General features: G+C 67.8%; 21 protein-coding genes. 7 read left to right on the top strand and 14 right to left on the bottom strand.

Annotation, left to right across the window (positions count from 1 at the left end; translation table 11 throughout):
• Position 1 precedes the first annotated feature (1 nt).
• Positions 2–553 carry an orotate phosphoribosyltransferase gene (pyrE, locus tag FVP33_RS16740; protein WP_147784841.1) on the bottom strand — a complete coding sequence of 184 codons (552 nt, stop codon included), beginning with the start codon at positions 551–553 and terminating at the stop codon, positions 2–4.
• A 264-nt stretch (positions 554–817) separates the two neighbouring features.
• Between pyrE and FVP33_RS16735 the strand changes: the two genes are divergently transcribed.
• From FVP33_RS16735 to FVP33_RS16720, 4 genes are all read left to right on the top strand, one after another.
• Positions 818–1654 carry an exodeoxyribonuclease III gene (locus FVP33_RS16735; RefSeq protein ID WP_147784840.1) on the top strand — a complete coding sequence of 279 codons (837 nt, stop codon included), beginning with the start codon at positions 818–820 and terminating at the stop codon, positions 1652–1654.
• Positions 1655–1664: 10 nt separating this feature from the next.
• On the top strand, positions 1665–2357 hold the full coding sequence (locus FVP33_RS16730) for a GntR family transcriptional regulator (RefSeq protein WP_147784839.1): 693 nt from the start codon (positions 1665–1667) through the stop codon (positions 2355–2357).
• A 271-nt stretch (positions 2358–2628) separates the two neighbouring features.
• The gene (locus FVP33_RS16725; protein WP_147784838.1) at positions 2629–3444 is read left to right on the top strand and encodes an alpha/beta fold hydrolase; all 816 of its coding nucleotides are present in this window, start codon (positions 2629–2631) and stop codon (positions 3442–3444) included.
• A gap of 150 nt (positions 3445–3594) precedes the next feature.
• Entirely contained in the window at positions 3595–4986 is a 1392-nt protein-coding gene (locus tag FVP33_RS16720) for a DUF6421 family protein (RefSeq protein ID WP_147784837.1), read from the top strand.
• Between the two features lie 96 nt (positions 4987–5082).
• Here the strand turns inward: FVP33_RS16720 and FVP33_RS16715 are convergent, their stop codons facing one another.
• The 5 genes from FVP33_RS16715 to FVP33_RS16695 all read right to left on the bottom strand — a co-directional run bounded on the left by FVP33_RS16715 (position 5083) and on the right by FVP33_RS16695 (position 10337).
• Positions 5083–6141, bottom strand: coding sequence for a glycoside hydrolase family 130 protein (locus FVP33_RS16715; RefSeq protein ID WP_222706781.1), 1059 nt, complete (start codon positions 6139–6141; stop codon positions 5083–5085).
• A gap of 2 nt (positions 6142–6143) precedes the next feature.
• Positions 6144–6977, bottom strand: coding sequence for a carbohydrate ABC transporter permease (locus FVP33_RS16710; protein WP_147784836.1), 834 nt, complete (start codon positions 6975–6977; stop codon positions 6144–6146).
• A gap of 29 nt (positions 6978–7006) precedes the next feature.
• Positions 7007–7948, bottom strand: a complete 942-nt coding sequence (locus FVP33_RS16705; protein WP_147784835.1) for a carbohydrate ABC transporter permease — start codon at positions 7946–7948, stop codon at positions 7007–7009.
• Positions 7949–7950: 2 nt separating this feature from the next.
• Positions 7951–9231 carry an extracellular solute-binding protein gene (locus tag FVP33_RS16700; protein WP_147784834.1) on the bottom strand — a complete coding sequence of 427 codons (1281 nt, stop codon included), beginning with the start codon at positions 9229–9231 and terminating at the stop codon, positions 7951–7953.
• A gap of 77 nt (positions 9232–9308) precedes the next feature.
• Positions 9309–10337, bottom strand: a complete 1029-nt coding sequence (locus FVP33_RS16695) for a LacI family DNA-binding transcriptional regulator (protein ID WP_147784833.1) — start codon at positions 10335–10337, stop codon at positions 9309–9311.
• A gap of 579 nt (positions 10338–10916) precedes the next feature.
• Between FVP33_RS16695 and FVP33_RS16690 the strand changes: the two genes are divergently transcribed.
• A complete protein-coding gene (locus tag FVP33_RS16690) occupies positions 10917–11981 on the top strand; it encodes a threonine aldolase family protein (protein WP_147784832.1) in 1065 nt (354 codons plus the stop codon).
• Positions 11982–12014: 33 nt separating this feature from the next.
• Here the strand turns inward: FVP33_RS16690 and FVP33_RS16685 are convergent, their stop codons facing one another.
• The 8 genes from FVP33_RS16685 to dnaK all read right to left on the bottom strand — a co-directional run bounded on the left by FVP33_RS16685 (position 12015) and on the right by dnaK (position 20688).
• Positions 12015–13064 (bottom strand): zinc-dependent alcohol dehydrogenase family protein, encoded by a 1050-nt coding sequence (locus FVP33_RS16685; protein WP_147784831.1) that lies wholly within the window; start codon positions 13062–13064, stop codon positions 12015–12017.
• A gap of 160 nt (positions 13065–13224) precedes the next feature.
• Positions 13225–15375 carry an ATP-dependent Clp protease ATP-binding subunit gene (locus FVP33_RS16680; protein WP_147784830.1) on the bottom strand — a complete coding sequence of 717 codons (2151 nt, stop codon included), beginning with the start codon at positions 15373–15375 and terminating at the stop codon, positions 13225–13227.
• A 5-nt stretch (positions 15376–15380) separates the two neighbouring features.
• Positions 15381–16568, bottom strand: a complete 1188-nt coding sequence (locus FVP33_RS16675) for a class I SAM-dependent methyltransferase (RefSeq protein WP_147784829.1) — start codon at positions 16566–16568, stop codon at positions 15381–15383.
• Positions 16561–16692: a hypothetical protein gene (locus FVP33_RS20115; RefSeq protein ID WP_281289406.1), complete on the bottom strand. Its 132-nt coding sequence runs from the start codon at positions 16690–16692 to the stop codon at positions 16561–16563. Before FVP33_RS20115 ends, FVP33_RS16675 begins: the two co-directional genes overlap by 8 nt.
• Positions 16685–17101 (bottom strand): heat shock protein transcriptional repressor HspR, encoded by a 417-nt coding sequence (locus tag FVP33_RS16670; protein WP_147784828.1) that lies wholly within the window; start codon positions 17099–17101, stop codon positions 16685–16687. Before FVP33_RS16670 ends, FVP33_RS20115 begins: the two co-directional genes overlap by 8 nt.
• A gap of 2 nt (positions 17102–17103) precedes the next feature.
• Positions 17104–18102: a DnaJ C-terminal domain-containing protein gene (locus FVP33_RS16665; protein ID WP_147784827.1), complete on the bottom strand. Its 999-nt coding sequence runs from the start codon at positions 18100–18102 to the stop codon at positions 17104–17106.
• Between the two features lie 100 nt (positions 18103–18202).
• The gene (locus FVP33_RS16660; RefSeq protein WP_147784826.1) at positions 18203–18817 is read right to left on the bottom strand and encodes a nucleotide exchange factor GrpE; all 615 of its coding nucleotides are present in this window, start codon (positions 18815–18817) and stop codon (positions 18203–18205) included.
• Positions 18818–18819: 2 nt separating this feature from the next.
• On the bottom strand, positions 18820–20688 hold the full coding sequence (gene dnaK / locus FVP33_RS16655) for a molecular chaperone DnaK (protein ID WP_147784825.1): 1869 nt from the start codon (positions 20686–20688) through the stop codon (positions 18820–18822).
• Between the two features lie 327 nt (positions 20689–21015).
• On the opposite strand from dnaK, the gene FVP33_RS16650 reads away from it, so the two are divergent.
• Entirely contained in the window at positions 21016–22455 is a 1440-nt protein-coding gene (locus FVP33_RS16650; protein WP_147784824.1) for an MFS transporter, read from the top strand.
• Positions 22456–22500: 45 nt separating this feature from the next.
• The gene (locus FVP33_RS16645; protein ID WP_147784823.1) at positions 22501–23292 is read left to right on the top strand and encodes an isocitrate lyase/PEP mutase family protein; all 792 of its coding nucleotides are present in this window, start codon (positions 22501–22503) and stop codon (positions 23290–23292) included.
• The last annotated feature ends 23 nt before the right edge of the window (positions 23293–23315 follow it).

The raw sequence follows: 23315 nt of genomic DNA, 5'->3' as shown, positions 1-23315 counted from the left end.
GTCACTTCGAGAGTCCGAGGTCGGCGAGCCCGATCGCCGCGAGATAGGGGTAGCCGGCGGCCTCGATGATCTCGCGGGCCCCCGTGTCGCGGTCGACCACGACGGCGACGGCGGCAATCTCGGCCCCCACCTTCTTGAGCGCCTCGATGGCGGCGAGAGGGGATCCGCCTGTCGTCGACGTGTCCTCGAGCACAATCACCCGCTTGCCTGCCAGGTCCGGTCCCTCCACCTGGCGACCGCGACCGTGGTCCTTCGGCTCCTTGCGCACGACGAAGGCGTCGTAGGCGAGCCCGCGGGCGGCACCCTGGTGCAGGATCGCGGCGGCGACAGGGTCGGCGCCCATCGTCATCCCGCCGACCGCACTCACGTCGGCGACGTCGGCGATGAGGTCGAGCATCACCTGCCCGATGAGCGGAGCGACCCGGTGGTCGAGACTCACCCGGCGCAGGTCCACGTAATAGGTGGCCTTCTTGCCGCTCGTGAGCGTGAAGTCCCCGTGGAACACGGCATCCGCCGAGATGTGGTCGATGAGCTTCTGGCGTGCGTCAGTCACGCACCCAACTTTAGGGCAGCGTGTGCCGCACCGAAACCGAGGCCGTCGCCGTGCCCTGCCGCTCCCTCCCTCCCCGCGCGCCCTCGAATTCTCTTGAGATGCCCAGAAGTGTCGCTTCAGCGCCGGAGAGGCGACAAAACTGGGCACCTCAGCGCGGCAGCCGGGAGACGGAGCCGGAGCCGAGCCGGGCCGCGACACCACAGACGATCGCCGCGGCGGAGTCGGGATGCGGTGAGACACCGCAAACCAACTAGCGTTGAGGACATGCGCGTAGGAACCTGGAATGTGAACTCGATTCGGACCCGGGTCGGCCGGGTCGTGGACTGGCTGGGTCGTGAAGACGTCGACGTGCTGGCGATGCAGGAGATCAAGTGCAAGGAGAGCCAGTTCCCGTTCGACGCCTTCGAGGAGGCGGGCTACGAGGTGGAGCTGCACGGCCTCAACCAGTGGAACGGGGTCGCCTTTGCGAGCCGCCGCCCCATGGAGGATGTGGAGCGCGGATTCCCCTCCGCTCCGGGATTCAGTAAGACCGAGGTCGACGGTGACCTTCCGCTCGAGGCACGCGCGATGGCCGTCACCGTCGACGGCGTTCGCCTCTGGAGCCTCTATGTGCCGAACGGCCGGAGCCTCGACGACCCGCACCTCGCCTACAAGATCGACTGGCTGGACAGGCTCGCCGGCGACACTCGCAGCTGGCTCGCCGAGCATCCGGAGCAGCCGCTCGCCCTCATGGGCGACTGGAACATCGCCCCGCTCGACACCGACGTGTGGCCCACCTGGGACTTCGTGAACAGCACCCACACCTCGGCGCCCGAGCGTGCGGCGTTCGCGCAGTTCGAGGCGCTCGGGCTTCAGGATGTCGTGCGCGAGCGGGTGCCTGAGGGATTCACCTACTGGGACTACCAGCAGCTTCGATTTCCCCGCAACGAGGGCATGCGAATCGACTTCATCCTCGGCTCCAAGCCCTTCGCCGAACTGGTGACGGGAGCGAGCATCCACCGCGCCGAGCGAAAGGGAGACGCACCGAGCGACCACGTTCCCGTGGTCGTCGACCTCGACCTGCCGACCGAGGACGATGACGATCGCCCGATGATCTTCTAAAATCAGCATTGTGAGCGAGGCAGGAGTCGACCAGCGCGATGCGCCGGATTCCGGTGATGACACCTTCTCCGGCAGCACGGTGGTCAGCATGGTGTTCAACCAGATCCTCGACGCCGTGCACAACGGCCGCCTGCAGCCCGGCGAGCGGATCAGCGACTCCGAGCTCGCCGAACGCCTCGGCGTCTCCCGCACCCCCGTTCGCGAGGCGCTGCAGAGGCTGCGCGAGATCGGGATCATCGAGGCCTCGGCAAGCCGGTTCACCCGAATCGCGGTGGTGAGCCCCGAACAGACGGCGGATGCCATGGTGGTCTGGCTCGCCCTCTACGCGGCCGTCATCAGCGAGGTGATCCCCACGGTGTCGCCCGAGGTCGTCGCCGCGATGAAGGCCGACCACGAGAACTTCGTCTCGATGCTGTCCACCCGCGACATGCAGCGGATCGCCACCGCGAACGCCGAATTCTTCAACCACCTCGTCGAGCTCTCCCGGAATCCCGTGCTCAGGCGCGGCATCCAGTCGGTGGTGCACGTCGTGCGTCTCGGTAGCCTGCACCTCCCCGACCAGATCGACTTTCGTGCCCTCAGCGAATCGCAGGCACTTCTGGTGGCGGCGTCGCGCGACCACGACAGGGCGGCGGCCCTGGGAGCGCTGAGGATGCTCGGCACGATCCGGGTATCGACCGATTGGGCCGACACGCCGAAGTGACACCCGAACGGGGGTCGCCTGTCCCCTATAAGGAGGACCAATATACTGCTAGCTTGTAACCACTGTACGAAAGTGCAGGCACGAACGGTGCGAGACGCCATCCCGACGGTTTAATCACCGGGCGAACCGCACCGACGCGCGCTATGTCGCCTCTTACCCAGGCGATTCAGCGGACCGGCTCAACCCGAAACGAGCCGGTCCGCTGACGTAGTTAAGCAGCGGTTGTGAGACGCCCGGTGTCAAACGGGTGACAAGCGCCTACGCTCGAGACATGCCTGATCTCGAACTGCCGGGAGCGAGCCTCTACTACGAGACCGATGGCCACGTCTCGTCGCCCGCGCTCCTGCTCATCCATGCCGGCGTCGCCACCCTCCGCATGTGGGACGGGATCGTTCCGGCGCTCGCCGCGAACCACTTCGTGATCCGCTACGACGCGCGGGGCTACGGGGCCACGACCTCGGAGGACGTGACGTTCTCCGACCGGGAGGACGCCATCGACCTCCTCGACCACCTCGGCATCGCCAGGGCCACGCTGATCGGATGCTCGCGCGGCGGCCGCATCGCGATCGACCTGGCCGTGGAGCATCCGGAGCGCGTCGCCGGCCTCGTCACCATCGGATCCGGCCCGAGCGGCTTCCCCGAGACCGAACTCACCGAGGCAGAAGACGCCATGTTCGACGAGCTGGATGCGGCATTCGCGGCCGAGGACTGGGACGTCCTACAAGACCTCGAGGTGAGACTCTGGTCGATCGGCCCCACCCGCGACGAGGCGGACCTCGACCCGGCCTTCGTCGCCGAGGCCTACGCGCTCAATCGCGCGAACGCGGCCCACCGCGGCGAGGGCGCCACGCCGACTCCGCTCGACCCTCCAGCGTATGACCGGCTCGTCGACATCGACGTGCCGACCCTCGTTACCGTGGGAGATCACGACCTCTCGATCGTGCTCATCCAATACGCCTACCTGCTGACCACGATTCCCCACGCGGAGGGGCACCGCTTCGCCGAGTCGGCGCACCTTCCGAGTGTCGAGCAGCGGGACGAGTTCGAACGCGTGCTGCTCGCCTGGCTCGCCGACAAGGGGCTCTGACCCCGCAGCGGTTGGCAGGACTGCGGCGCGAGACCCGCGGTAGACGCAGGTTCCGCGCGTCCACCACAACCAAACGGCGCGTGAGCGTCGTTAGGCTGGAAAGGAGGCGCCGATTCGTTGCGCCCGCCGATGCCGGAACGGAGGTTACCCATGTCACACGTCACGACGCAGAACGCGATCGTTGGAGAACCCGAGGTGGTGGAGGACCTCGTCTCGGCTCCGGCCTGGCTGTCGCTCAAGGCGGCAGTCGAGGAGTTCCGCACCTTCCAGGCGAAGGACGGCAGCCTGCCCGACGAGGCCGACCACGCGCGGGCCCGCGAACTCGTCGCCACCATCACTGACGACATCCGCTCGCTCTCCGACGCCTTCCCGCACGACTCCGATTACCACGTCGCTCTTGCCGTGGACTTCGCCCGCTGGGTCGAAGGCGGATTCGGGGTGCCGGACTTCCTCGACTCGCTCGAGGCCTTCCAGCCGCAGAAGCAGCGGATCGACGGCCTACGGCACCTCGTTGTGTTCCCGATGTACACCCAGAACGGCAGCGCGGAGCGGCTCGTGGAGGCGGTGCTGATCGAGGTGATCTGGCCGGAATTCGTGGCCGAACTCGAGGCGGGCGACTACTCGAACAAGCTGTTCGTGCCGATCCGTTTTCTCGACTTCACTCCGGGCTACGACACGAACTCGGCAGTGCTGTTCCCCGAGACGGTGGCGATGCGTAGCGTGCCCACGTTCACCTGGGGCGCGATCTTCGCCGATCGGGAGGCCGCTCGCTTCCGCCGCGTGGTGCGGGCCGCCGCCGAGATCACCAAGCTCGAGCTGCCGGCCGACGCGGCGCGACTGCTGGACGACCAGCACCTCACGGAAGAGACCTTCGTGATGTGGGACCTCATCCACGACCGCACGCACTTGCGCGGCGACCTGCCGTTCGACCCGTTCATGATCAAACAGCGCATGCCGTTCTTCCTCTACTCTCTCGAGGAACTGCGCTGCGACCTCACGGCTTACCGCGAGGCGGTGCGGCTGGAGAAGGCGTTCGACGGACTCGCCGAGGCCACCCCGGCGCAGACGCAGATCCTCGACCACGCGAGACTCGTGCAATACGCGGTGCTCTTCGACCGCATCTTCCGCTTCGCGATCAGCGGCAGCCGGGTGCGTAACTACGACGGGCTCGGCGGGCAGTTGCTGTTCGCCTGGCTGCACCAGCACCACGTGTTGCACTGGACGGACACCCGGCTCACGATCGACTGGGCCGAGGTTCCCGAGGTGGTGATCGCGCTCGGACGCGAGATCGACGACCTCTACTGGCACTCGATCGACCGGCCGAAGACGGCGCACTGGCTCGCCGCCTACGACCTTGTCGCCTCGACGCTCACGCCGCATCCGGCGTCCGCCTGGGCGAAGCGGGACCTGCCGCTCGACGGCCCGCCGAAGGGGTTCACCGACGCGGTGCTGGACGACGAGTTCCCGCTCTCGATGTTCTACGAGGCGCTCTCCAAGAAGATGACCGATGTGATCGAGTCGACGGCGGGCATCACCGGCTGAGCCGGCCGCACCCCGCGTCAGCGCCCGTTTGTCGCAAGTGGGCCCGGGCGACCGGGCACACTTGCGACAAACGGGCACAATCGCCGCGGGTGGCGGCTACACGTGGTCGATTCGGGCGACACCGATCTTGGAGTCGGCCATGCCGTAGAACACGAAGAGCTGCCCCTCGATCTCCTCGATCGCGGTCGGGAAGACCACGTTCGGCACGATCCCGCTGCGCTCGTCGTCGGTCTCCGGCGAGAGCAGCGGCTCGGTGGTACGGGCGATCACCTTGGTCGGGTCGACGGCGTCCAGGATCATGCCGCCCGCCGCGTAGTTCACCTTCTGCTGTTGCGAGAACGCGTTATCGATCACGCCGGTGACGCCGTGGTAGAGCACCAGCCATCCCTCGGCCACCCGCACGGGCGGCGGTCCGCCACCGATCTTGAGCGCCTCAAACGGGGCCTCGGGGGCGGCGAGCAGCCGGTGGCCGCGCCAGTTGACGATGGAGCGGATGTCGGCGAGCACGTCCGCGACGGGAACGAAGCTGATCCAGATGCTCTGGCGCTGGTCGGTGACGCCGGCCGGCTTCCACAGGCCCTCGCCGGGGCGGATCTCACCGAGGTCCCACATCGGGCGATGCAGAACCGCGAAGCTCTCCACGCCATCCGGGGCCGTGACGGGCTCGGGGAAGAAGACCGTGTCCTTGTTGTGGAACATGTTGAGGTCGATGTCGAGCGCGTCGTCGTAGGCGAAGAGCGCCGGGCCGAGCCGGGTCCACTCGCGCAGGTCGGTGGAGGTGGCGATGGCCGTGCGCGGGCCGAGCGGGCCGAACGCCACGTAGGTCATCACGTGCAGGCCGAGCCGCGGGATGAACGTGACCCGCGGGTCTTCGACGCCCGAATTGTGGGCGCCCCTCTCCCAGGCCCGGTCCGGCTCGAGCACGATGCCCTCGCGCTCGACACCGACCGGCACACCGTTCTCGATCACCACGGCGGCGAGGCCGACCCGGCTCACATTGCCGGTGGCGACGAGCCGCGGAAGCAGATAGAGCTTGCCGTCCGGACCGTGTCCGGTCGCGGGGTTGAGCACCCCCTCGGCCTCGAGCGAATTGCCCTCTTCTGGCGTCATGATCACACCGGCGCGGGTGAGCGAATAGGGGAAGGGATGGGACATGGTCAACCTTTCACGCCCGAACCGATGTTGGTCGAGACGAAGTACCGCTGGAACACGATGAACAAAACGACGACGGGCGCCGCGAGGACGACGGCACCCGCGAGGGTGGCGCCGAACGGATTGGACGCCGACGCTGCGACGGTGGAGATGTAGTTGGCGAGGGAGACGGCGAGCGGTTGCAGAGCCGACTGCTTGGTCACGAGGAACGGCCAGAGGAACTCGTTCCACGGACCGATGAAGGTGAGCAGCACGACAGTGATGAGCGCGGGACGCACCAGGGGAATCGCGATTCCCCAGAGCAGCCGGAGTTCGCTCGCCCCGTCGATCCGCGCCGCCTCGAACAGCTCCTTCGGCAACTGCAGGAAGTACTGCCGGAAGATCACGACCGCGGTGGAGTTGATGAAGAACGGCAGGATCATGCCCAGGTAGTTGTCGGCGAGTCCGTAGTCACGCGCGATGAGCACGTACAGCGGGATCATGAGCAGCTGGAACGGGATGACCTGCACCAGCAGCGCTAGGGCGAAGGTGACCCCGCGACCCCTCCACTGCAGCACGGCGAGGGCATACCCGGCCAGCAGCCCGAAGACCATCGTTCCGATCAGCACTCCGCCGGTGAAGATGCCCGAGTTGAGCAGCCCCTGGAAGAGGTTGATCCGCTCGTTGATCTGCACGTAGTTCTCGCCGGTGATGTTGGCGATGTTGGGGAAGGCGCCCACCACAGACGGGTCGGGCTTCGTCTGCAAAGATCCGATCACCATGTAGTAGAAGGGGAAGAGGAAGGCGAGGGCGCCGATGGCGAGCACGACGCCCCGAAGGATGTACTGCGGACGCGACATCCGAGTATGAGAGAACAATTGCTTTGCCATCAGTCATTACCTCCCGCGAAGCGGTTCTGCAGCCAGGCGATGCCCAGCACCACGATGACGAGCACGACGCCGATGGCGGCCGCGGTATCCGGGTGGCCCTGCTGCAGGCCGTCCTGGTACATGATCAGCACCGGCGAGGCGGATGCCCCGTTGGGCCCGCCACCTCCGGTGAGCAGGTACGGCTCGGTGAACAGGTTCGCCCCGGTCACGGTGGAGACGAGCAACACGAGCACGGTGGCCGGTCGCACGCCCGGCACCGTCACCGAGAAGAAGCTGCGCACGGCGCCGGCCCCGTCGGTGGACGCGGACTCGTAGAGCTCCTGCGGCACTGCCTGGAGCGCCGCAAGGTAGAGCAGGATGTAGAAGCCGAGCTGCTTCCAGGTGACGAACAGCGCGATGGAGGGCATCGCCCAGTGCTCGTTCACCAGCCACGACGGACTCGGCGCCAGCGGACCGAGCACCTGGTTGACGATGCCGTTGCCGTTGAAGAGGAAGAGCCAGACCGCCACCACCGCGACGCTCGCGGTGAGGTACGGCACGTAGAAACTCACCCGGAGAAACGCCCGGAAGTGCGTCACCTTGTTGAGGGCGCTGGCGAGCAGTAACGACAGCACAACCGTCAGCGGCACGTTGATCAACAGGAAGATGCCGACGTTGCCGAACGAGCGGATCACCGCCGGGTCGCTGAACGCCGTGATGTAGTTCTCCAGGCCCACGAATGGGCGATCCACCTGCGCCCCGGGGGCCGCGAAGAAGAAGTCATGGAACGAGATCCACACGGAGTAGACGAGTGGATACGCGAAGACCAGGATGACGAACACCAGGTAGGGCGCGCTGAACAGCAGACCGAGGGGATTCTTGCCGAAGAACGGCCGGCGTCGTTTCCGCTTGCCGCCCTCCGGCGGTCGTGAGACCGCCGGAGGCGTCAGGGTGGAGGTCATGACTACTTCTGCTTCGCGATCGTGTCGATCTTCGAAGCGGCGGCGTTCAGGGCGCTCTTCACGTCACCGCTGCCGGTGACGACGGTCTTCGTCCACGCGTCGCGGAAGGCCTGGAGCATCTCGACGGTGTTCGGGCCCGGCGGCACCTCCACCGTGCGGGAGGCCTGGTCGCCGAACGCCTTGTACGTCGGGTTCTTCTCGAAGTAGCTCGCGTAGGTGGTCTGCAGGTCCTTGCGGAGCGGCATCTGTCCCGTCAGCTCGAGCAGCTTCTGGTCCTGCGCCTTGCTGGTCGAGAACTTGAGCACATCCCACGCCGTGCCCTGGGCCTTGCAGGCGGAGTAGAGTCCGATGTTCTTGGCGTCGCTGAAGGTCCAGGTCTTGTTGGCCGGAGTGCCGTTCTTGGTGGGCACCGGCACCGATCCCCAGTTCACGTCCTTGTAGACGGACACGGCCCACGGGCCGACGATCGCCATGGCCGAGTTACCCGCGGCGAACGAGTCTCCCGTGTATTGCTCGGGGCTCGACAGCTTGTCCTTGTACATCGTCTGCCAGAAGTCGGCCACGTCGTAGCCGGCCTGGTTCGCGAACGTCGACTTGTTGTCCTGCACGATCTGCTTGCCGTTGGTCGCGGCGGCGTAGAGCGGGTAGAAGTCGAACTGGGTCTGGAAGAACTCGCTGGTCGGTGCCGGCTGGATGGCCACCTTGGAGACTCCAGCAGCCACGAGCTTCTTCGAGGTGTCGATGAAGTCGGCGTAGGTGGAGAGCTTCGGGTTCTCGGGGTCGAGGCCCGCCTTGGTGAACATGTCCTTGTTGTAGAAGATCACGACGGGGTTCGACTTCCAGGGCATCTGGAAGTAGTCGCCAGCGGCGTTCTTGTACTGGTCGGCGACCTTTCCGCTGCGCGCCTCGATGTAGGCTGCGCCGCCGGAGATCTTGGACAGGTCGACGAGGCCGCCCTGCTTCTCGAACTGGCCGACCGCGGCTGGCGCCGTGTTGTAGATGAGACAGGGGGCGTTACCGGCGGCGATGGCGGCGCCGATCACTTCTTCGCTGCTCTTGCCGGCCGGGATCTCCTGGCCCTTGACCTGCTCCTTGGGGTGCGTGGCGTTCCACGCCGACACCATCTGCTTGCCCCAGGCGACCTCTTGCTCGTTGTTGGAGTACCAGATGGTGATGGGTCCGTGCTTGGCCGTGGAACTGGTCGTCGCTCCCCCGCTGCACGCGCTGAGGGCGAGTGCCGCGGTCAGGAGTACTGACGCTCCGATGACTGTTCGTCTCTGCACAGTCGTTTCCTTTCAGTTGTCCGACGGCGACTTCGCCGTCGGTGTTGGTGTGATGGAAGGGATGGTCTGGGGTCGAGCTAACGGATGGTTCGGGGTGGGGCCGTCGACATCCGCACCAGCAACTGGGCCGCCGGGAGCTCGATGTCGTGCACGTCGTCGTCGCCGATCACCGACCGGAGAAGCAGCTCGGCTGAGGCGCGACCCCACTCGAGCACGGGGGTGGTCACGGTGGTGAGCGAGGGGTAGAGGTAGGCACCGATGTCGCTGCCGTCGAACCCGGTGATGGAGAGGTCGTCCGGCACCCGCAGCCCGCGCCGCTGGGCGACGCCGAGACCGGCGATCGCCATGAGGTCGTTCGCGAAGACGATCGCGGTCGGCGGCTCGTCGAGGTCGAGGAGGGCCGCGGTCGTCTTGGCGCCGCCCGCCGCGCTGAAGTCGGTCTCGACCACGAGGTCGCTCGCGAGGCCGAGGGCTCGGAGAGCATCGATGAAGGACTGGCTGCGGCGACCTCCGTGCAGCATCGACGACGGGCCGGCCACGTGCGCGATGCGCCGGTGCCCGAGTGCGGCAAGGTGCTCGACGGCCGAGTGGATGCCTGGCCCGTCGTCCACCGCCACCGCGGGAAAGCTTGACTCCACATCCGGATGCCCGAGGGTGACCGCCTTGAGGCGCAACCCCTCGAGCAGGGCGATTCTGGGGTCGTTGCGTCGAAGGTCAGTGAGGATCACGCCGTCGACCCGGTCGTGGGCGGCGAGCTGCCGGTAGCTCGCGACCTCCGCCTCCTCGTTCGACACCATGCTCACGACGAGCGCCTGGCCGGCGGGGGCGAGCGCGCCCTCGATGCCGGCGATGAAGGCCGGGAAGAACGGGTCGCTCGAGATGATCTCGGGGTCCCTGGCGATGACGAGGCCGAGGGCGAAAGACCGGTCGGTGCTGAGCGATCGTGCGCGAACGCTCGGCCGCCAGCCGAGCGCGTTGGCGACGGAAAGGATGCGGTCGCGGGTCTCAGCGGCGACGCCGGGGCGATCGTTGAGAGCGAAAGACACCAGGCCCTTGCTCACGCCGGCCTCGCGGGCCACGTCCGCGATCGTCGGTCGTATCGTCATGAGGGCCTCCGCGCTGAGTTTTGGGCTGCTTCTTAACCGGTTTAGGGGCACTCTATACCGGTTTAGTTTGCAAGGCAAGCCGTTTTCGATACGCATCGACACCCCCGTTGAGCCCCACGCCACTCCGCCCGACACCCGTCGGCCGGCACCCGCCCGCCCGCTCGCCCCACCCTCGCCCACTCGTGTCGTCGCCCCGCAGACTCCCGTTCTGCAGGACACCTCGCCCCATGAACCCGTCGCCCCGCAGACTCCCGTTCTGCAGGACACCCGCCCCCACGAACCCGCCGCCCCGCAGACTCCCGTTCTGCAGGACACCCGCCCCCACGAACCCGCCGCCCCGCAGACTCCCGTTCTGCAGGACACCCCGTCCCGGCGCATCTCGCACGACCGGCGACGAGACGTCCTTCACACCACGTCCTGCACAACCAGAGTCTGCCGAGCAAGACCACCCCAGACAGCCGCCCCGAACAACCGGCAACGGCACGTCCTGCACACCACGTCCTGCACAACGGGAGTCTCCTGAGCCAGACCGCGTGGGCGGACGGCCCAGAAAGCCCCCGAACGCGAGAGACTGGTCTCGTGAAACTTCATGACGAGAACTACCGCGGCTTCGCTTCAGACAACTACGCAGGCGCTCACCCCGAGGTCATCGCGGCGATCGCGGAGGCCAACGGCGGCCACCAGATCGCCTACGGTGAAGACGTCTACACCGCCCGGCTGCAGGACGTGATGAAGCAACACTTCGGCGACCAGGCCGAAACGTTCCCGGTGTTCAACGGCACCGGGGCGAACGTCACGGCGCTCACCAGCATCCTGCCGCGCTGGGGCGCGGTCGTTGCCACGAGCACCGCCCACATCCACACCGACGAGGGCGGAGCGCCCGAACGGATCAGCGGGCTCAAGCTGCTCACGATCCCGACGCCGGACGGCAAGCTCACGCCGGATCTCATCGACCGGGAGGCCTGGGGCTGGGGCGACGAGCACCGACCGCAGCCGCTTGCCGTGAGCATCACGCAGACCACCGAGCTCGGCACGCTGTACAGCGTGGACGAGGTGCGCGCCATCGCCGAGCATGCCCACTCGCTCGGGATGAAGCTTCACATGGACGGCGCCCGGGTCTCCAACGCCGCGGCCGCCCTGGGGGTGCCACTGCGCGAGTTCACCACGGATGCCGGAGTCGACATCCTGAGCTTCGGCGGCACCAAGAACGGCGTGCTCTACGGCGAGGCGATCGTCGCGCTCAACCCGCAAGCGTCGGACGGCCTGATCTACCTGCGCAAGCTCAACATGCAGCTCGCCTCGAAGATGCGCTTCGTCTCCGCGCAGCTCATCGCGCTGCTCACCGACAACCTGTGGCTCGATTCGGCCCGCCACGCCAACGCGATGGCGGCGCATCTCCGGCACTCGCTCGAGACCGAGATCGCGGCCGGCGCCATCAGCGGGCTCTCCTTCAGCCAGGAGACCCAGGCCAACGCCGTGTTCGCGGTGCTGCCCAACGAGGCGGCCGACCGCATCCGCGAACGATTCCGCTTCTACGACTGGGACCGCGCGGGCGGCGAGGTGCGCTGGATGACCGCCTTCGACACCACGGAGGACGACGTTGACGCGTTCGTCGCGGCGATCACCGAGGAGCTCTCGGCGTAGGATCTCGAGGGCCGGACCTCAAGCGGCCCAGGACTACGGCCGCAGCAGCACCTTGATCGCGCGACGCTCGTCCATGGCCGCGTAGGCCTCGGCGACCTCGGCGAGAGGGAGCTCGAGGTCGAAGACCCGGCCGGGCTCGATCGCACCGGAGAGCACCTCGGACAGCAGCTCCTGCACGTAGTTGCGCACCGGCGCCACTCCGCCGTTCACCCCGATGTTGGAGTTGAAGAGGGGACGGATCGGCAACGCAGAGCCGCCGCTCGGGGCGCCGACGTAGCCGACGGTTCCCCCCGGTCGGGTGGAACGGATGGCCTGGTCCATCGACTCGCTCGTGCCGACGCACTCGAGCACGCAATCCGCTCCGACGCCGTCGAACATGGCCTTGATGCGGGCGACGCCCTCGTCCCCGCGCTCCTCCACGACATCCGTGGCTCCGAACTCTCTCGCGAGCGCCTGGCGCTGGGGATGCCGGGACATCGACACGATTCGCGAGGCACCGAGGCGCTTCGCAGCGATCACGGCGCACAATCCGACCGCGCCGTCGCCCACGACGACGACCGTGCTGCCGACCGTGACGCCGGCCGAGACGGCGGCGTGGTGCCCGGTGCCCATCACGTCGGCGAGGCTCAGCAGGCCGGGGATGAGGGACGCGTCCGGCTTGCCGGGCGTCGCGACGAGGGACCCGTCGGCGTGCGGGACGCGCACGAACTCGCCCTGCCCGCCGTCGGCGAAGCCGCCGAGGCGGTCGTCGGCGCCCCACCACCCGCCGTTGAGGCAGGAGGTGCTGACGCCGTTGAGGCAGTTCACGCAGGTCATGTCGCAGTCGTAGAACGGCGCAATCACGAAGTCTCCCGGCTTGACCGTGACGACGTCCGGCCCGACCTCCTCCACGATGCCGACAAACTCGTGCCCGATGCGGTGCGGATGATCGGTGGGCGTCACGCCGCGGTACGGCCAGAGGTCCGATCCGCAGACGCAGGAGGCGACCACGCGCACGATCGCGTCTCCCCCGGTCGAAAGCCGCGGCTGCGCGACCTCCTCGAGTCGGACATCCCGCTTACCGTGAATCACTGTTGCGCGCATGATTCGAGCTTATTCGTGCCCCGTGCCCTTCCGAAATCCATGCAATTCTCGGCGACCTGCGGCGTGGCGGGTAAACCACCCGGCGTGTCGTCAGGAATGCATGGATTTCGGAAGGGGAGGCGGGGCTGGGGCGGGACAGGGTGGGGAGGCGGCAGCGGCGCTACTCGGCCTTGCGGATGGTCAGGGTGTCGTGATCGGAGTCGAGGTCGACGAGCACGGTGTTGCCGTCGCGGATCTCCCCGCTGAGCAGCGCCGTCGCGAGCTTGTCGTCGATCTCGTGCTGCATCAGCCGACGAAGCGGCCGGGCGCCGTAGATCGGGTCGTAGCCGCGCTCGGCGAGCCAGGCCCGGGCATCCGGGGTCACCGCGAGTTCGAGGCGGCGGTCCTGCAGTCTCCTCGACAAGCGGTCGATGTAGAGCTCAACGATCTGGGCGAGGTCGTCCATGGAGAGCGCCGAGAAGATCACGATGTCGTCGAGCCGGTTGAGGAACTCCGGCTTGAACGCCTGGCGCACCATCGCGTTGACCGCGTCCTCCTTGGCCTCGAGGGTCAGCGTCTGGTCGACCAGATACTGGCTGCCGAGGTTGGAGGTGAGGATGAGGATCACGTTGCGGAAGTCCACCGTGCGGCCCTGGCCATCGGTGAGCCGGCCGTCGTCGAGCACCTGCAGCAGCACGTCGAAGACGTCGCTGTGGGCCTTCTCCACCTCGTCGAGCAGCACGACCGAGTATGGGCGTCGCCGCACGGCCTCGGTGAGCTGGCCGCCCTGCTCGTAGCCGATGTAGCCGGGAGGGGCACCAAGCAGCCTCGCGACCGAGTGGCGTTCGCCGTACTCGCTCATGTCGATGCGGATCATCGACTTCTCGTTGTCGAAGAGGAACTCGGCGAGCGCCTTGGCGAGCTCCGTCTTGCCGACGCCGGTGGGGCCGAGGAAGAGGAACGATCCGGTGGGGCGGTCGGCGTCGGCGATGCCGGCACGCGAACGCCGCACGGCCTCGGCGACGGAACGCACCGCACGCTTCTGGCCGACGAGCCTTTTGCCGAGCTCGCCCTCCAGGCCCAGCAGCTTCTCGGTCTCGCCCTGCATGAGCCGACCGACCGGGATGCCCGTCCACATGGCGATCACGGCCGCGATGTCCTCGGCCGTCACCTGGTCGTTGACCATCAGCGGCGTTCCGGCCTCGGACTTCTCCGCCTCGGCGAGCTCCCGCTCGATCACCGGGATCTCGCCGTAGAGCAGCCGGGAGGCCTTCTCGAGGTTGCCCTCGCGCTGGGCCCGCTCGGCCTGCATGCGGGCCGCATCGAGCTTCTCCTTGAGCTCGCCGATGCGGTTGAGCACTGCGCGCTCCTTCTCCCAGCGGTCCTGCAGTTCCTTGAGCGCCATCCCCTTCTCCACCAGGTCGGAGCGGAGCTTCTCGAGCCTCTGCTTGCTCGCCTCGTCCTTCTCCTTCTTGAGCGCGAGCTCCTCGAGCTTCAGCCGGTCGACGCTCCGGCGCAGCTCGTCGATCTCGACCGGAGCCGAGTCGATCTCCATGCGCAGTCGGGAGGCCGCCTCGTCGATGAGGTCGATCGCCTTGTCAGGCAGTTGACGGCCGGAGATGTAGCGGTTGCTGAGCGCGGCGGCGGCAACGAGGGCGGTGTCCGCGATCGCCACCTTGTGGTGCGCCTCGTAGCGCTCCTTGAGTCCGCGCAGGATCGCGATGGTGTCCTCGACACTCGGTTCGCCCACGAACACCTGCTGGAAGCGGCGCTCGAGCGCCGCATCCTTCTCGATGTATTCGCGGTACTCGTCGAGTGTGGTCGCCCCGATCAGGCGCAGTTCGCCGCGGGCGAGCATGGGCTTGAGCATGTTGGATGCCGCGACCGAGCCCTCCCCGCCGCCCGCACCCATGAGCGTGTGCAGTTCGTCGACGAAGGTGATGATCTCGCCGTTGGCGTCGTTGATCTCCTTGAGCACGGCCTTGAGGCGCTCCTCGAACTCGCCGCGGTACTTGGCGCCGGCGACGAGGGCGGCGAGGTCCAGCGAGACGAGACGCTTGCCCTTGAGCGAGTCGGCGACGTCGCCCGCAACGATGCGCTGGGCGAGGCCCTCGACGACGGCGGTCTTGCCGACGCCGGGCTCACCGATGAGTACCGGGTTGTTCTTGGTGCGACGGGTGAGCACCTGGCTCACGCGCCGGATCTCGGCGTCGCGACCGATCACCGGGTCGAGCTTGCCGGTGCGGGCGATCGCCGTGAGGTCGACACCGTACTTCTCGAGCGCGGATTGCTGCTCCTCGTCGGAGCCGGGGGCGCCCTGCATGTTGGCCATGAGTTCTACCTTTCCAAACTTGAGTCTATCGGACTCAAGTTAACTTCACCAGCGGTCAGGAGGACACGCCTGCGCGAGGACGTGACCGTGAATTTGTTGTTGCGCACCACCTCGCGGGTGGAGCCGATCACCGACTGCAGCGTCGGCCGATAGTCGAGATGCGAGTTGTAGACGGTCCAGAGCTCGCCGCCGGGCCGCAGCACGCGGGCGGCATCCCGGAACAGGCGGTCGGCGAGACCGGTGTGCACAGTCGCCCCCACGTGGAACGGGGGGTTCAGCACGATCAGGTCGGCGCTCGAGTCTGGTTGGGACTTCAGCCCGTCGTCGCGCACCACCGAGACCCGGTCGGCAAGACCGTTGGCCTCCACAGTGGCCAGGGAGGATGCCACCGCAGCGGCGGACTGGTCGGTGGCGATCACCGAGATGCCCGGGCGCGATCGCGCGAGCGAGGCCGCGAGGATGCCGGTGCCGCTGCCGAGATCGATGGCCGTGGCGGCAGCGGGAAGCGCGTCGTCCAGAACCGAGAGCAGCAGGCGGGTGCCGAGGTCGAGCTTCGCCCCGGCGAACACCGCGCCGTGGGCGCACACCCAGAGCCCGAGCTCCTGGTTGTACTCGCGCACGGGGAAGTCCGACGCCGCGGCGCGAGGCTCGCGGGCGATCAGCACCCGGGACTTCTGGCGCGCGAGGGAGACATCCAGCCGGCCGAAGTGCTTCGTGAGCACGGAGTTCATGGTCAGCGAGAGGTGCTTGATGCGTCCCCCGGCGTAGACGACGACGGACGGGTCCGCCCAGCGAGCGATCTCGCCCGCGATCTCGTCGAGCTCGGCGAGCGAGCGCGGCACCTGCAGCAGCACGACGGTCGCGCCGGAGAGCAGGGACTCGCCGAGCGGCAGGCTCGTCAGATCGGTCGTGACGCCCCGCGCGTTCGCGGCGAGCGCCGCCTCCCCCACGAGGGCGTCCTGGAAGACGCGCACGCCCGTGGCACCGAGGTTCGCCGCGGCACCGATCGCGAGGGCCCCGTAATGGTCGTTGATCACGACGACGGTGCCGGGTGGGGCGGCGGCGACCGCCTCCGCCGCCTCGTCGAGGATGAGCCGGTCGCTCGCATCGACCGCGAACAGGTTGGGCGCCTCAACGTCGGGCCAGCGGCGCAGCCGATCGAGATCGAACTGGGGAGCGTCGTTGTCAGGCATTGGTCGCGATCGGGGGGCGGATGGCTCGCGGCGCGTAGGCGGCCCGGTACGGAGACGAGTCGGACATGGTGCGGATTCCTTCGTTCGGCAGGTCGTGCGAGCGGGACGGGGGCGAATCAGTCATGGCCGAGCGGCCGCCACACCACCACCTGGGTGTTGCGGCGCGCGCGCGTTCCCGCCCGGATCGACACGACATCGCCCGACTCCCCAGCGGCGAACACCCGCTGCCCCGGGCGGGCGATCATCTCGTCCGCGAGGGCGTGCTCGAGTTCGCGAACCCGACGGCTGAGGGCGGCGACCTGGTTCTCGAGTTGGAGCACACGCCGGATGCCCTCGAGGCTCACTCCCTCGGCGCCGAGTCTCGCGATCTCGCGCAGCTGGTCGATGTCGCGCAGAGAATACCGCCGGGACTGCCCTGACGTGCGCTGCGGGATCACCAATTGGAGCCGATCGTACTGGCGCAGCGTCTGCGGGTGCATCCCCGCGAGCTCCGCGGCGATCGCTATCGCGAACACCGGGTCCGTCGACTCCACGGTCAGCCTCTCCTCGCCTTGTCGATCAGCTCGGCGCGCGGGTTCTCGGCCGGCTGCAGGGCGGCGAACTTCTCGAGCGCCTCGCGCGCCTCGGCGGTGAGATGGGCGGGAACGGCCACCTGCACCGTGGCGAGCAGGTCGCCGACGCCCTTCGTCGAGGTGACTCCGCGGCCCTTCACGCGCAGCACCCGTCCGCTCGGGGTGCCGGGAGCGACCCGCAGTTTCACGGGTTCTGCGCCGAGAGTGGGAACCTCGATCGTCGCCCCCAGCGTCGCCTCGGTGAAGGTGACCGGCACATCCACCCGCAGGTTCAGTCCGTCACGTTCGAACACCGGATGCCGCCGCACGGTGATCGTGAGAACGAGGTCGCCCGGGGCGCCCCCGTCGTGGCTCGGTTCTCCCTTGCCCTTGAGCCGGATCTTCTGGCCGTCACTCACGCCGGCCGGAATCTTGACGCTGATCGGCTTGCCCTCCGCCGGCTGCAGCTTCACCGTGTCGCCGTTGATGGCCGTGACGAAGTCGAGGGTGGTGCTTGCGGCGAGGTCGCGGCCCTTGGTCGGGCCGGCCGCCCCGCGGAAGCCGCCGCTCGACTGGCCGAAGGCCCCGCCGCCGAAGAGGCCGCCGAAGATGTCGTCGAAGCCGCCGGCTCCGGCACCGCTCGGCGCGAATCCGCCTCGCTGAGCGCCCTGCCCGAACATGCCGCCGAACACGTCCTCGAAGCCGCCGGCCTGGCCGGACCCGCCGGACGTGAAGCGCGGCCGGCCCGGGCCCATCGCGCGCATCTGGTCGTACTCCTTGCGTTGCTCGGGGTCGCCGAGCACGGAATGCGCCTCGCTGATCTCCTTGAACTTCGCCTCGGCCGCCGCATCTCCCGGGTTCGAGTCGGGGTGGTACTTGCGGGCGAGCTTGCGGTACGTCTTCTTGAGATCGGCCGCCGAGACGTCCTTGGACACGCCGAGCACGGCGTAGAAGTCCTTATCGAACCAGTCCTGGCTGGCCATGGGCGCCTCCCTGCTGAAACTTGCTGTGATCGATTGTCACAGAGACTGACCTTCCCGGGCGCTCACGGGGCGGCGGGTGTGCCCGCCGCCCCGTTTCACGCTATTCCGCCGGAACGGAGACGGCGACCTTCGCCGGACGCAGCAATCGCTCACCGAGCTTGTAGCCGGGGGCGATCACGTCGGCGACGGTATTGACCGTCACGTCGGGGGTCGGGAGTTGCACAAGCGCCTCGTGCAGGTGCGGATCGAAGACGTCGCCCTTCGCCCCCACCAGGGAGAGCCCGAACTTGTCGAGACCGGCGCGCAGCTTCTGGGCGATGACGGCCATCGGCCCATCCTCCAGGTCGCCGTGCGCCTCGGCGAGCGCGAGGTCGTCGAGCACCGGGAGCAGGCTCTTCACGACCTCGGCGATCACCACTTCACGGCTTGCCGCCCGTTCGCGGTCGACGCGCTTGCGATAGTTCGCAAACTCGGCCTGCACGCGCTTGAGGTCGGCGAGGTGCTCGAGCGCCACGTCCACGTTCTCGCTCGCCGCCGGCGCCTCGGCCGTCTGCCCGGTGAGGAAGGCGAGATCCTCGTCGGTGAACGACGTCTCGATGTCCGGCCCCTCGGCCTCGATGAGTTCCTCGCCCGGTGTCTCGGGCGTGGTCGGCTCGTCCTTGCCGTTCTTGCCGTCCTCGCCCTCCGGCGGATTCGGATTCTTTTTGTTGGCCATGGCTACTTCTTGCCTTCCTCAGGCTCGTCATCCACAACCTCGGCATCGACGATGTCCTCGTCATCGGCCGGGGCCCCCTGGGGCGCCTCGCCCGACGCGGCCGGCTCGGAGGCCGCCGCCTGCTCCTGGGAGTAGATGGCCTGTCCGATCTTCTGCTGGCTCTCGCTGAGGGTATCGAACGCGGTCTTCACGGCCGTCTCGTCGTCGCCGGCGAGGGCGCTCTTGAGGGCGTCGACATCCGCCTGCACCTCGGTCTTGACGTCGTCCGGCAGCTTGTCGGCGTTGTCCTTGATGAGCTTCTCAGTGGAGTACGCGAGCTGCTCGGCAGTGTTGCGGGTCTCGGCTGCCTCGCGGCGGGCCTTGTCTTCCGCGGCGTGCTCCTCGGCCTCGCGCACCATGCGCTCGATGTCGTCCTTGGAGAGGGATGAACCTCCCGTGATCGTCATCGACTGCTCCTTGCCGGTGCCCTTGTCCTTCGCGGACACGTGCACGATGCCGTTGGCGTCGATGTCGAAGGTGACCTCGACCTGCGGAACGCCGCGCGGCGCCGGCGCGATGCCGGTGAGCTCGAAGGTGCCGAGGTTCTTGTTGTCACGGGTGAACTCGCGCTCGCCCTGGAACACCTGGATCGCCACGGACGGCTGGTTGTCGTCGGCCGTCGTGAAGGTCTCACTGCGCTTGGTCGGGATGGCCGTGTTGCGCTCGATGAGCTTGGTCATGATGCCGCCCTTGGTCTCGATTCCGAGGCTCAGGGGGGTCACGTCGATGAGCAGAACGTCCTTGCGCTCGCCCTTCAGCACGCCGGCCTGGAGGGCGGCGCCCACGGCGACCACCTCATCCGGGTTGACGCCCTTGTTCGGGTCCTTGCCGCCGGTGAGCTGCTTGACCAGCTCGACCACGGCGGGCATGCGTGTCGATCCGCCGACCAGAACAACGTGCGCGACGTCGGCGACCTTGATGCCGGCCTCCTTGATCACGTCCTGGAACGGCTTGCGGGTGCGCTCAAGCAGGTCGGAGGTGAGCTCCTCGAACTTGGCGCGGGTGAGCGTCTCGTCGAGGTTGGCCGGGCCGTTCTCGGTGAGCGAGAGGTACGGGAGCTGGATGCTCGTGCTCATCGAGCTCGACAGCTCCTTCTTCGCCTGCTCCGCGGCCTCCTTGAGGCGCTGCTTGGCGATCTTGTCCTTCGACACGTCGACGCCGGTGGAGTCCTTGAAGCGCTTGATCAGGTGGTCGACGACGCGCTGGTCCCAGTCGTCACCGCCGAGGCGGTTGTCGCCGGCGGTCGAACGCACCTGGATGGTGGAGAAGTCGTCGTCCTTGCCCACCTCGAGCAGGGACACGTCGAAGGTTCCGCCTCCGAGGTCGAAGACGAGGATGAGCTCGTCTTCCTTGCCCTTGTCGAGGCCGTAGGCGAGCGCCGCCGCGGTCGGCTCGTTGATGATGCGCAGCACGTTGAGTCCGGCGATCTCACCGGCCTCCTTGGTGGCCTGGCGCTCGGCGTCGTTGAAGTAGGCGGGAACGGTGATCACGGCATCCGTCACCGTGTCGCCGAGGTACTGCTCGGCGTCGCGCTTGAGCTTGCCGAGGATGCGGGCCGAGATCTCCTGGGGCGTGTACTTCTTGCCGTCGATGTCGACGGTCCAGTTCGTGCCCATGTGGCGCTTGACCGACGAGATCGTGCGGTCGACGTTGGTGACGTTCTGGCGCTTCGCGGTCTCACCGACGAGCACCTCGCCATCCTTGGTGAAGGCCACGACGGAGGGGGTCGTGCGGAAGCCCTCGGCGTTCGTGATGACGGTGGGTTCTCCACCTTCGAGAACGGAGACCACCGAATTGGTGGTTCCCAGGTCAATGCCTACTGCTCGAGCCATGTGCTCAATCTCCTTGGTGCTGTGCGTCAGTTCGCGCGGGGTTTCGCGGGTTCGTACGTCGAAGTTCGCGGCGAGACTTGAGTCTCACGTACTCAAGTTTGGAACCTGCGGATTTCATTGTCAAGTTCTGGACCAAAAACTTGAGTCAATCCCGCTCAACTCTCAGTTTCGCGCCCGACCACGGCTCACGCCGAAAACGCAGGAGATCCGCCCCCGACTCCCCGCATCCGATGCAGATCCACCCGTCTGGCGGTAAATCTCCTGCGTTTTCAGAAGGGGAGCAGCCCAGTTCCCGCGTTGTTTGCGCGCCGCCACTACCCTGTGACCATGACGGACACGACACCCGGCGCGCCAGCAGCCAACACCGCCACGACCACGGTCGCCGGCCTCGACCTGCAGGCCGGAAAGAAGATCCCGCGCGGCTGGGTCGTGGCCTGGGCGTTCTGGGACTGGGGCGGCGCCGCCTTCAACGCCGTCATCACCACCTTCGTCTTCACCGTGTACCTCACGAGCAGCTACTTCGTGAGCCCCGCCATCAGCGCGGCACGGGATGCCGAGGTCGACCTGAAGGGACCGGCGCACGCCGCCTTCACCGCCGCGCAGGCCTCCCTCACCTCCGGGCTCGGCTTCGGACTCGCGGCCGCGGGCGTCATCGTCGCCCTGATCGCGCCGGTGCTCGGTCAGCGCACGGACGCCTCCGGCCGCCGCAAGCTCTGGCTCGCGATCAACACGGGGGTCGTGGTCATCGCGACCGCCCTGCTCTTCTTCGTGCAGGGCAAGCCCGCCTACTTCGTGCTCGGCGTGGTGCTCATCTCGGTGGGCACCGTGTTCTACGAGATCGCCACCGTCAACTACAACGCCATGCTCATCCAGGTCTCGACCCCGCGCACCGTTGGCAAGGTGAGCGGGCTCGGCTGGGGCGCCGGCTACCTCGGCGGGATCGTGCTGCTGCTGTTCGTGCTGCTCGGTCTGGTGGGGCTGACCGCGAGCTCGGGCGGCTTCCTCGGCGTCTCCCACGACAACGGCCTCAACATCCGCATCATCGCGGTCATCTCCGCGGCCTGGACGCTCGTGTTCTCGCTGCCGATCCTGTTCACCGTGCCCGAGATCGAGGCGGGAAGCCGCCGGGTGAAGGTGGGCTTCTTCCAGTCCTACGTCGTGCTGGTGCGGGATGTCGCCACCCTCTGGAAGGAGAGCCGCAACACCGTGCTCTTCCTCATCTCGAGCGCGCTGTTCCGCGACGGGCTGGTCGGCGTGTTCACCTTCGGCGGCATCCTCGCCCAGGGCACCTTCGGGTTCTCCAGCGGCCAGGTGATCATCTTCGCGATCGCCGCCAACGTCGTCGCGGGCGTGAGCACCTTCGTCTCCGGACTGTTCGACGACCGTTTCGGTGCGAAGCCGGTGATCGTCGTCTCCCTGGTCGGCCTGATCCTCGCCGGCGTCGGCGTCTTCCTCGCCCACGACCTGGGCGCCGGCGCGTTCTGGATCGGCGGGCTCATCCTCTGCCTCTTCGTGGGGCCGGCCCAGTCGGCCAGCCGCACCTTCCTCGCCCGAATCACCCCGGCGGGCCGCGAGGGCGAGGTCTTCGGCCTCTACGCGACGACCGGCAGGGCGGTGAGCTTCCTCGCCCCCCTCCTGTTCTCCACCTTCGTGGCGGTCGCGGGCGCACAGTACTGGGGCATCCTGGGCATCGTGATCGTGCTGCTCCTCGGCCTGCTGCTGCTCATCCCGGTGAAGTCGCGGCGGGAGTTCACCCCGGTTAAGTAGGCCGCCCGGCTGGCGCTCGCGGCGTGCAGTTGAGAGGCTGAGGCAATGACATCCACCGCCGACAAGGCCGCCCTGCTCGCCTCGCTGCACATCCCGGGTGACCCCCTCATCGTCACGAACGTGTGGGACGCGGTCACGGCACGCGTCGTGGCCCAGGCCCGCGGGGTGAAGGCGCTCGCCACCGCGAGCCACGCCGTGAGCTTCGTGCACGGGGTTCCGGACAACGAGGGCCTCACCGTTCAGCAGGCCCTCGAGACCGCACGCCTCATCGCCGGCGCCGTGGACATTCCGGTGTCCGTCGACTTCGAGAAGGGCTACGCCCCGGATGCCGCGGGCGTGCGGGCGAACGTGGCCCGCCTGATCGAGGCGGGCGCGGCCGGCCTCAACATCGAGGACTCGCTCGAGTCGGCGAGCGGACCGCTGCGCGAGCCGGCGGATGCCGCCTCCCGGGTCGCCGCCGCCCGTCGCGCCGCGGAGGACGCGGGCGTGCCGCTCGCGATCAATGCGCGGGTCGACTCCCTCGTGAGCAAGCCGGCCGACTGGGCGGGGGCCATGGACCGCGCCAACCGCTACCTCGACGCCGGGGCGACGAGCGTCTTCGTGCTGCGCCTGCCCACCGAGGGACTGGTCGAGCGCGCCGTGCGCGACGTGAACGGACCCGTCGCGGTGATCGCCGACCCCAACTCCGTGCCGCTCAGGCGGCTCGCGGAGCTCGGAATCGCGCGCGTGAGCTTCGGCCCGGGCACGCTCGGCCTCACCCTTGCCCACCTGCAGCGCGCGGCGGCCACCCTCACGGCCCTCGGCGACTACCCCGAGGAACTCGGCTTCAAGTACTAGGTGTAGTTCCCAGGGACGTTGTG

Origin of the sequence: Lacisediminihabitans profunda (genome assembly GCF_008040105.1) — a bacterium.
GTDB lineage: Bacteria > Actinomycetota > Actinomycetes > Actinomycetales > Microbacteriaceae > Lacisediminihabitans > Lacisediminihabitans profunda.
This window is presented reverse-complemented; position numbering and strand designations above follow the sequence as displayed.

Bases quoted from the DNA above. Each gene is read 5' to 3' on its own strand.
- FVP33_RS16735 (WP_147784840.1), top strand. From the start codon at position 818: ATGCGCGTAGGAACCTGGAATGTGAACTCGATTCGGACCCGGGTCGGC.
- FVP33_RS16725 (WP_147784838.1), top strand. From the start codon at position 2,629: ATGCCTGATCTCGAACTGCCGGGAGCGAGCCTCTACTACGAGACCGAT.
- FVP33_RS16720 (WP_147784837.1), top strand. From the start codon at position 3,595: ATGTCACACGTCACGACGCAGAACGCGATCGTTGGAGAACCCGAGGTG.
- FVP33_RS16715 (WP_222706781.1), bottom strand. From the start codon at position 6,141: ATGTCCCATCCCTTCCCCTATTCGCTCACCCGCGCCGGTGTGATCATG.
- FVP33_RS16710 (WP_147784836.1), bottom strand. From the start codon at position 6,977: ATGTCGCGTCCGCAGTACATCCTTCGGGGCGTCGTGCTCGCCATCGGC.
- FVP33_RS16705 (WP_147784835.1), bottom strand. From the start codon at position 7,948: ATGACCTCCACCCTGACGCCTCCGGCGGTCTCACGACCGCCGGAGGGC.
- FVP33_RS16695 (WP_147784833.1), bottom strand. From the start codon at position 10,337: ATGACGATACGACCGACGATCGCGGACGTGGCCCGCGAGGCCGGCGTG.
- FVP33_RS16685 (WP_147784831.1), bottom strand. From the start codon at position 13,064: ATGCGCGCAACAGTGATTCACGGTAAGCGGGATGTCCGACTCGAGGAG.
- FVP33_RS16680 (WP_147784830.1), bottom strand. From the start codon at position 15,375: ATGGCCAACATGCAGGGCGCCCCCGGCTCCGACGAGGAGCAGCAATCC.
- FVP33_RS16675 (WP_147784829.1), bottom strand. From the start codon at position 16,568: ATGCCTGACAACGACGCTCCCCAGTTCGATCTCGATCGGCTGCGCCGC.
- FVP33_RS20115 (WP_281289406.1), bottom strand. From the start codon at position 16,692: ATGACTGATTCGCCCCCGTCCCGCTCGCACGACCTGCCGAACGAAGGA.
- FVP33_RS16665 (WP_147784827.1), bottom strand. From the start codon at position 18,102: ATGGCCAGCCAGGACTGGTTCGATAAGGACTTCTACGCCGTGCTCGGC.
- FVP33_RS16660 (WP_147784826.1), bottom strand. From the start codon at position 18,817: ATGGCCAACAAAAAGAATCCGAATCCGCCGGAGGGCGAGGACGGCAAG.
- dnaK (WP_147784825.1), bottom strand. From the start codon at position 20,688: ATGGCTCGAGCAGTAGGCATTGACCTGGGAACCACCAATTCGGTGGTC.
- FVP33_RS16650 (WP_147784824.1), top strand. From the start codon at position 21,016: ATGACGGACACGACACCCGGCGCGCCAGCAGCCAACACCGCCACGACC.
- FVP33_RS16645 (WP_147784823.1), top strand. From the start codon at position 22,501: ATGACATCCACCGCCGACAAGGCCGCCCTGCTCGCCTCGCTGCACATC.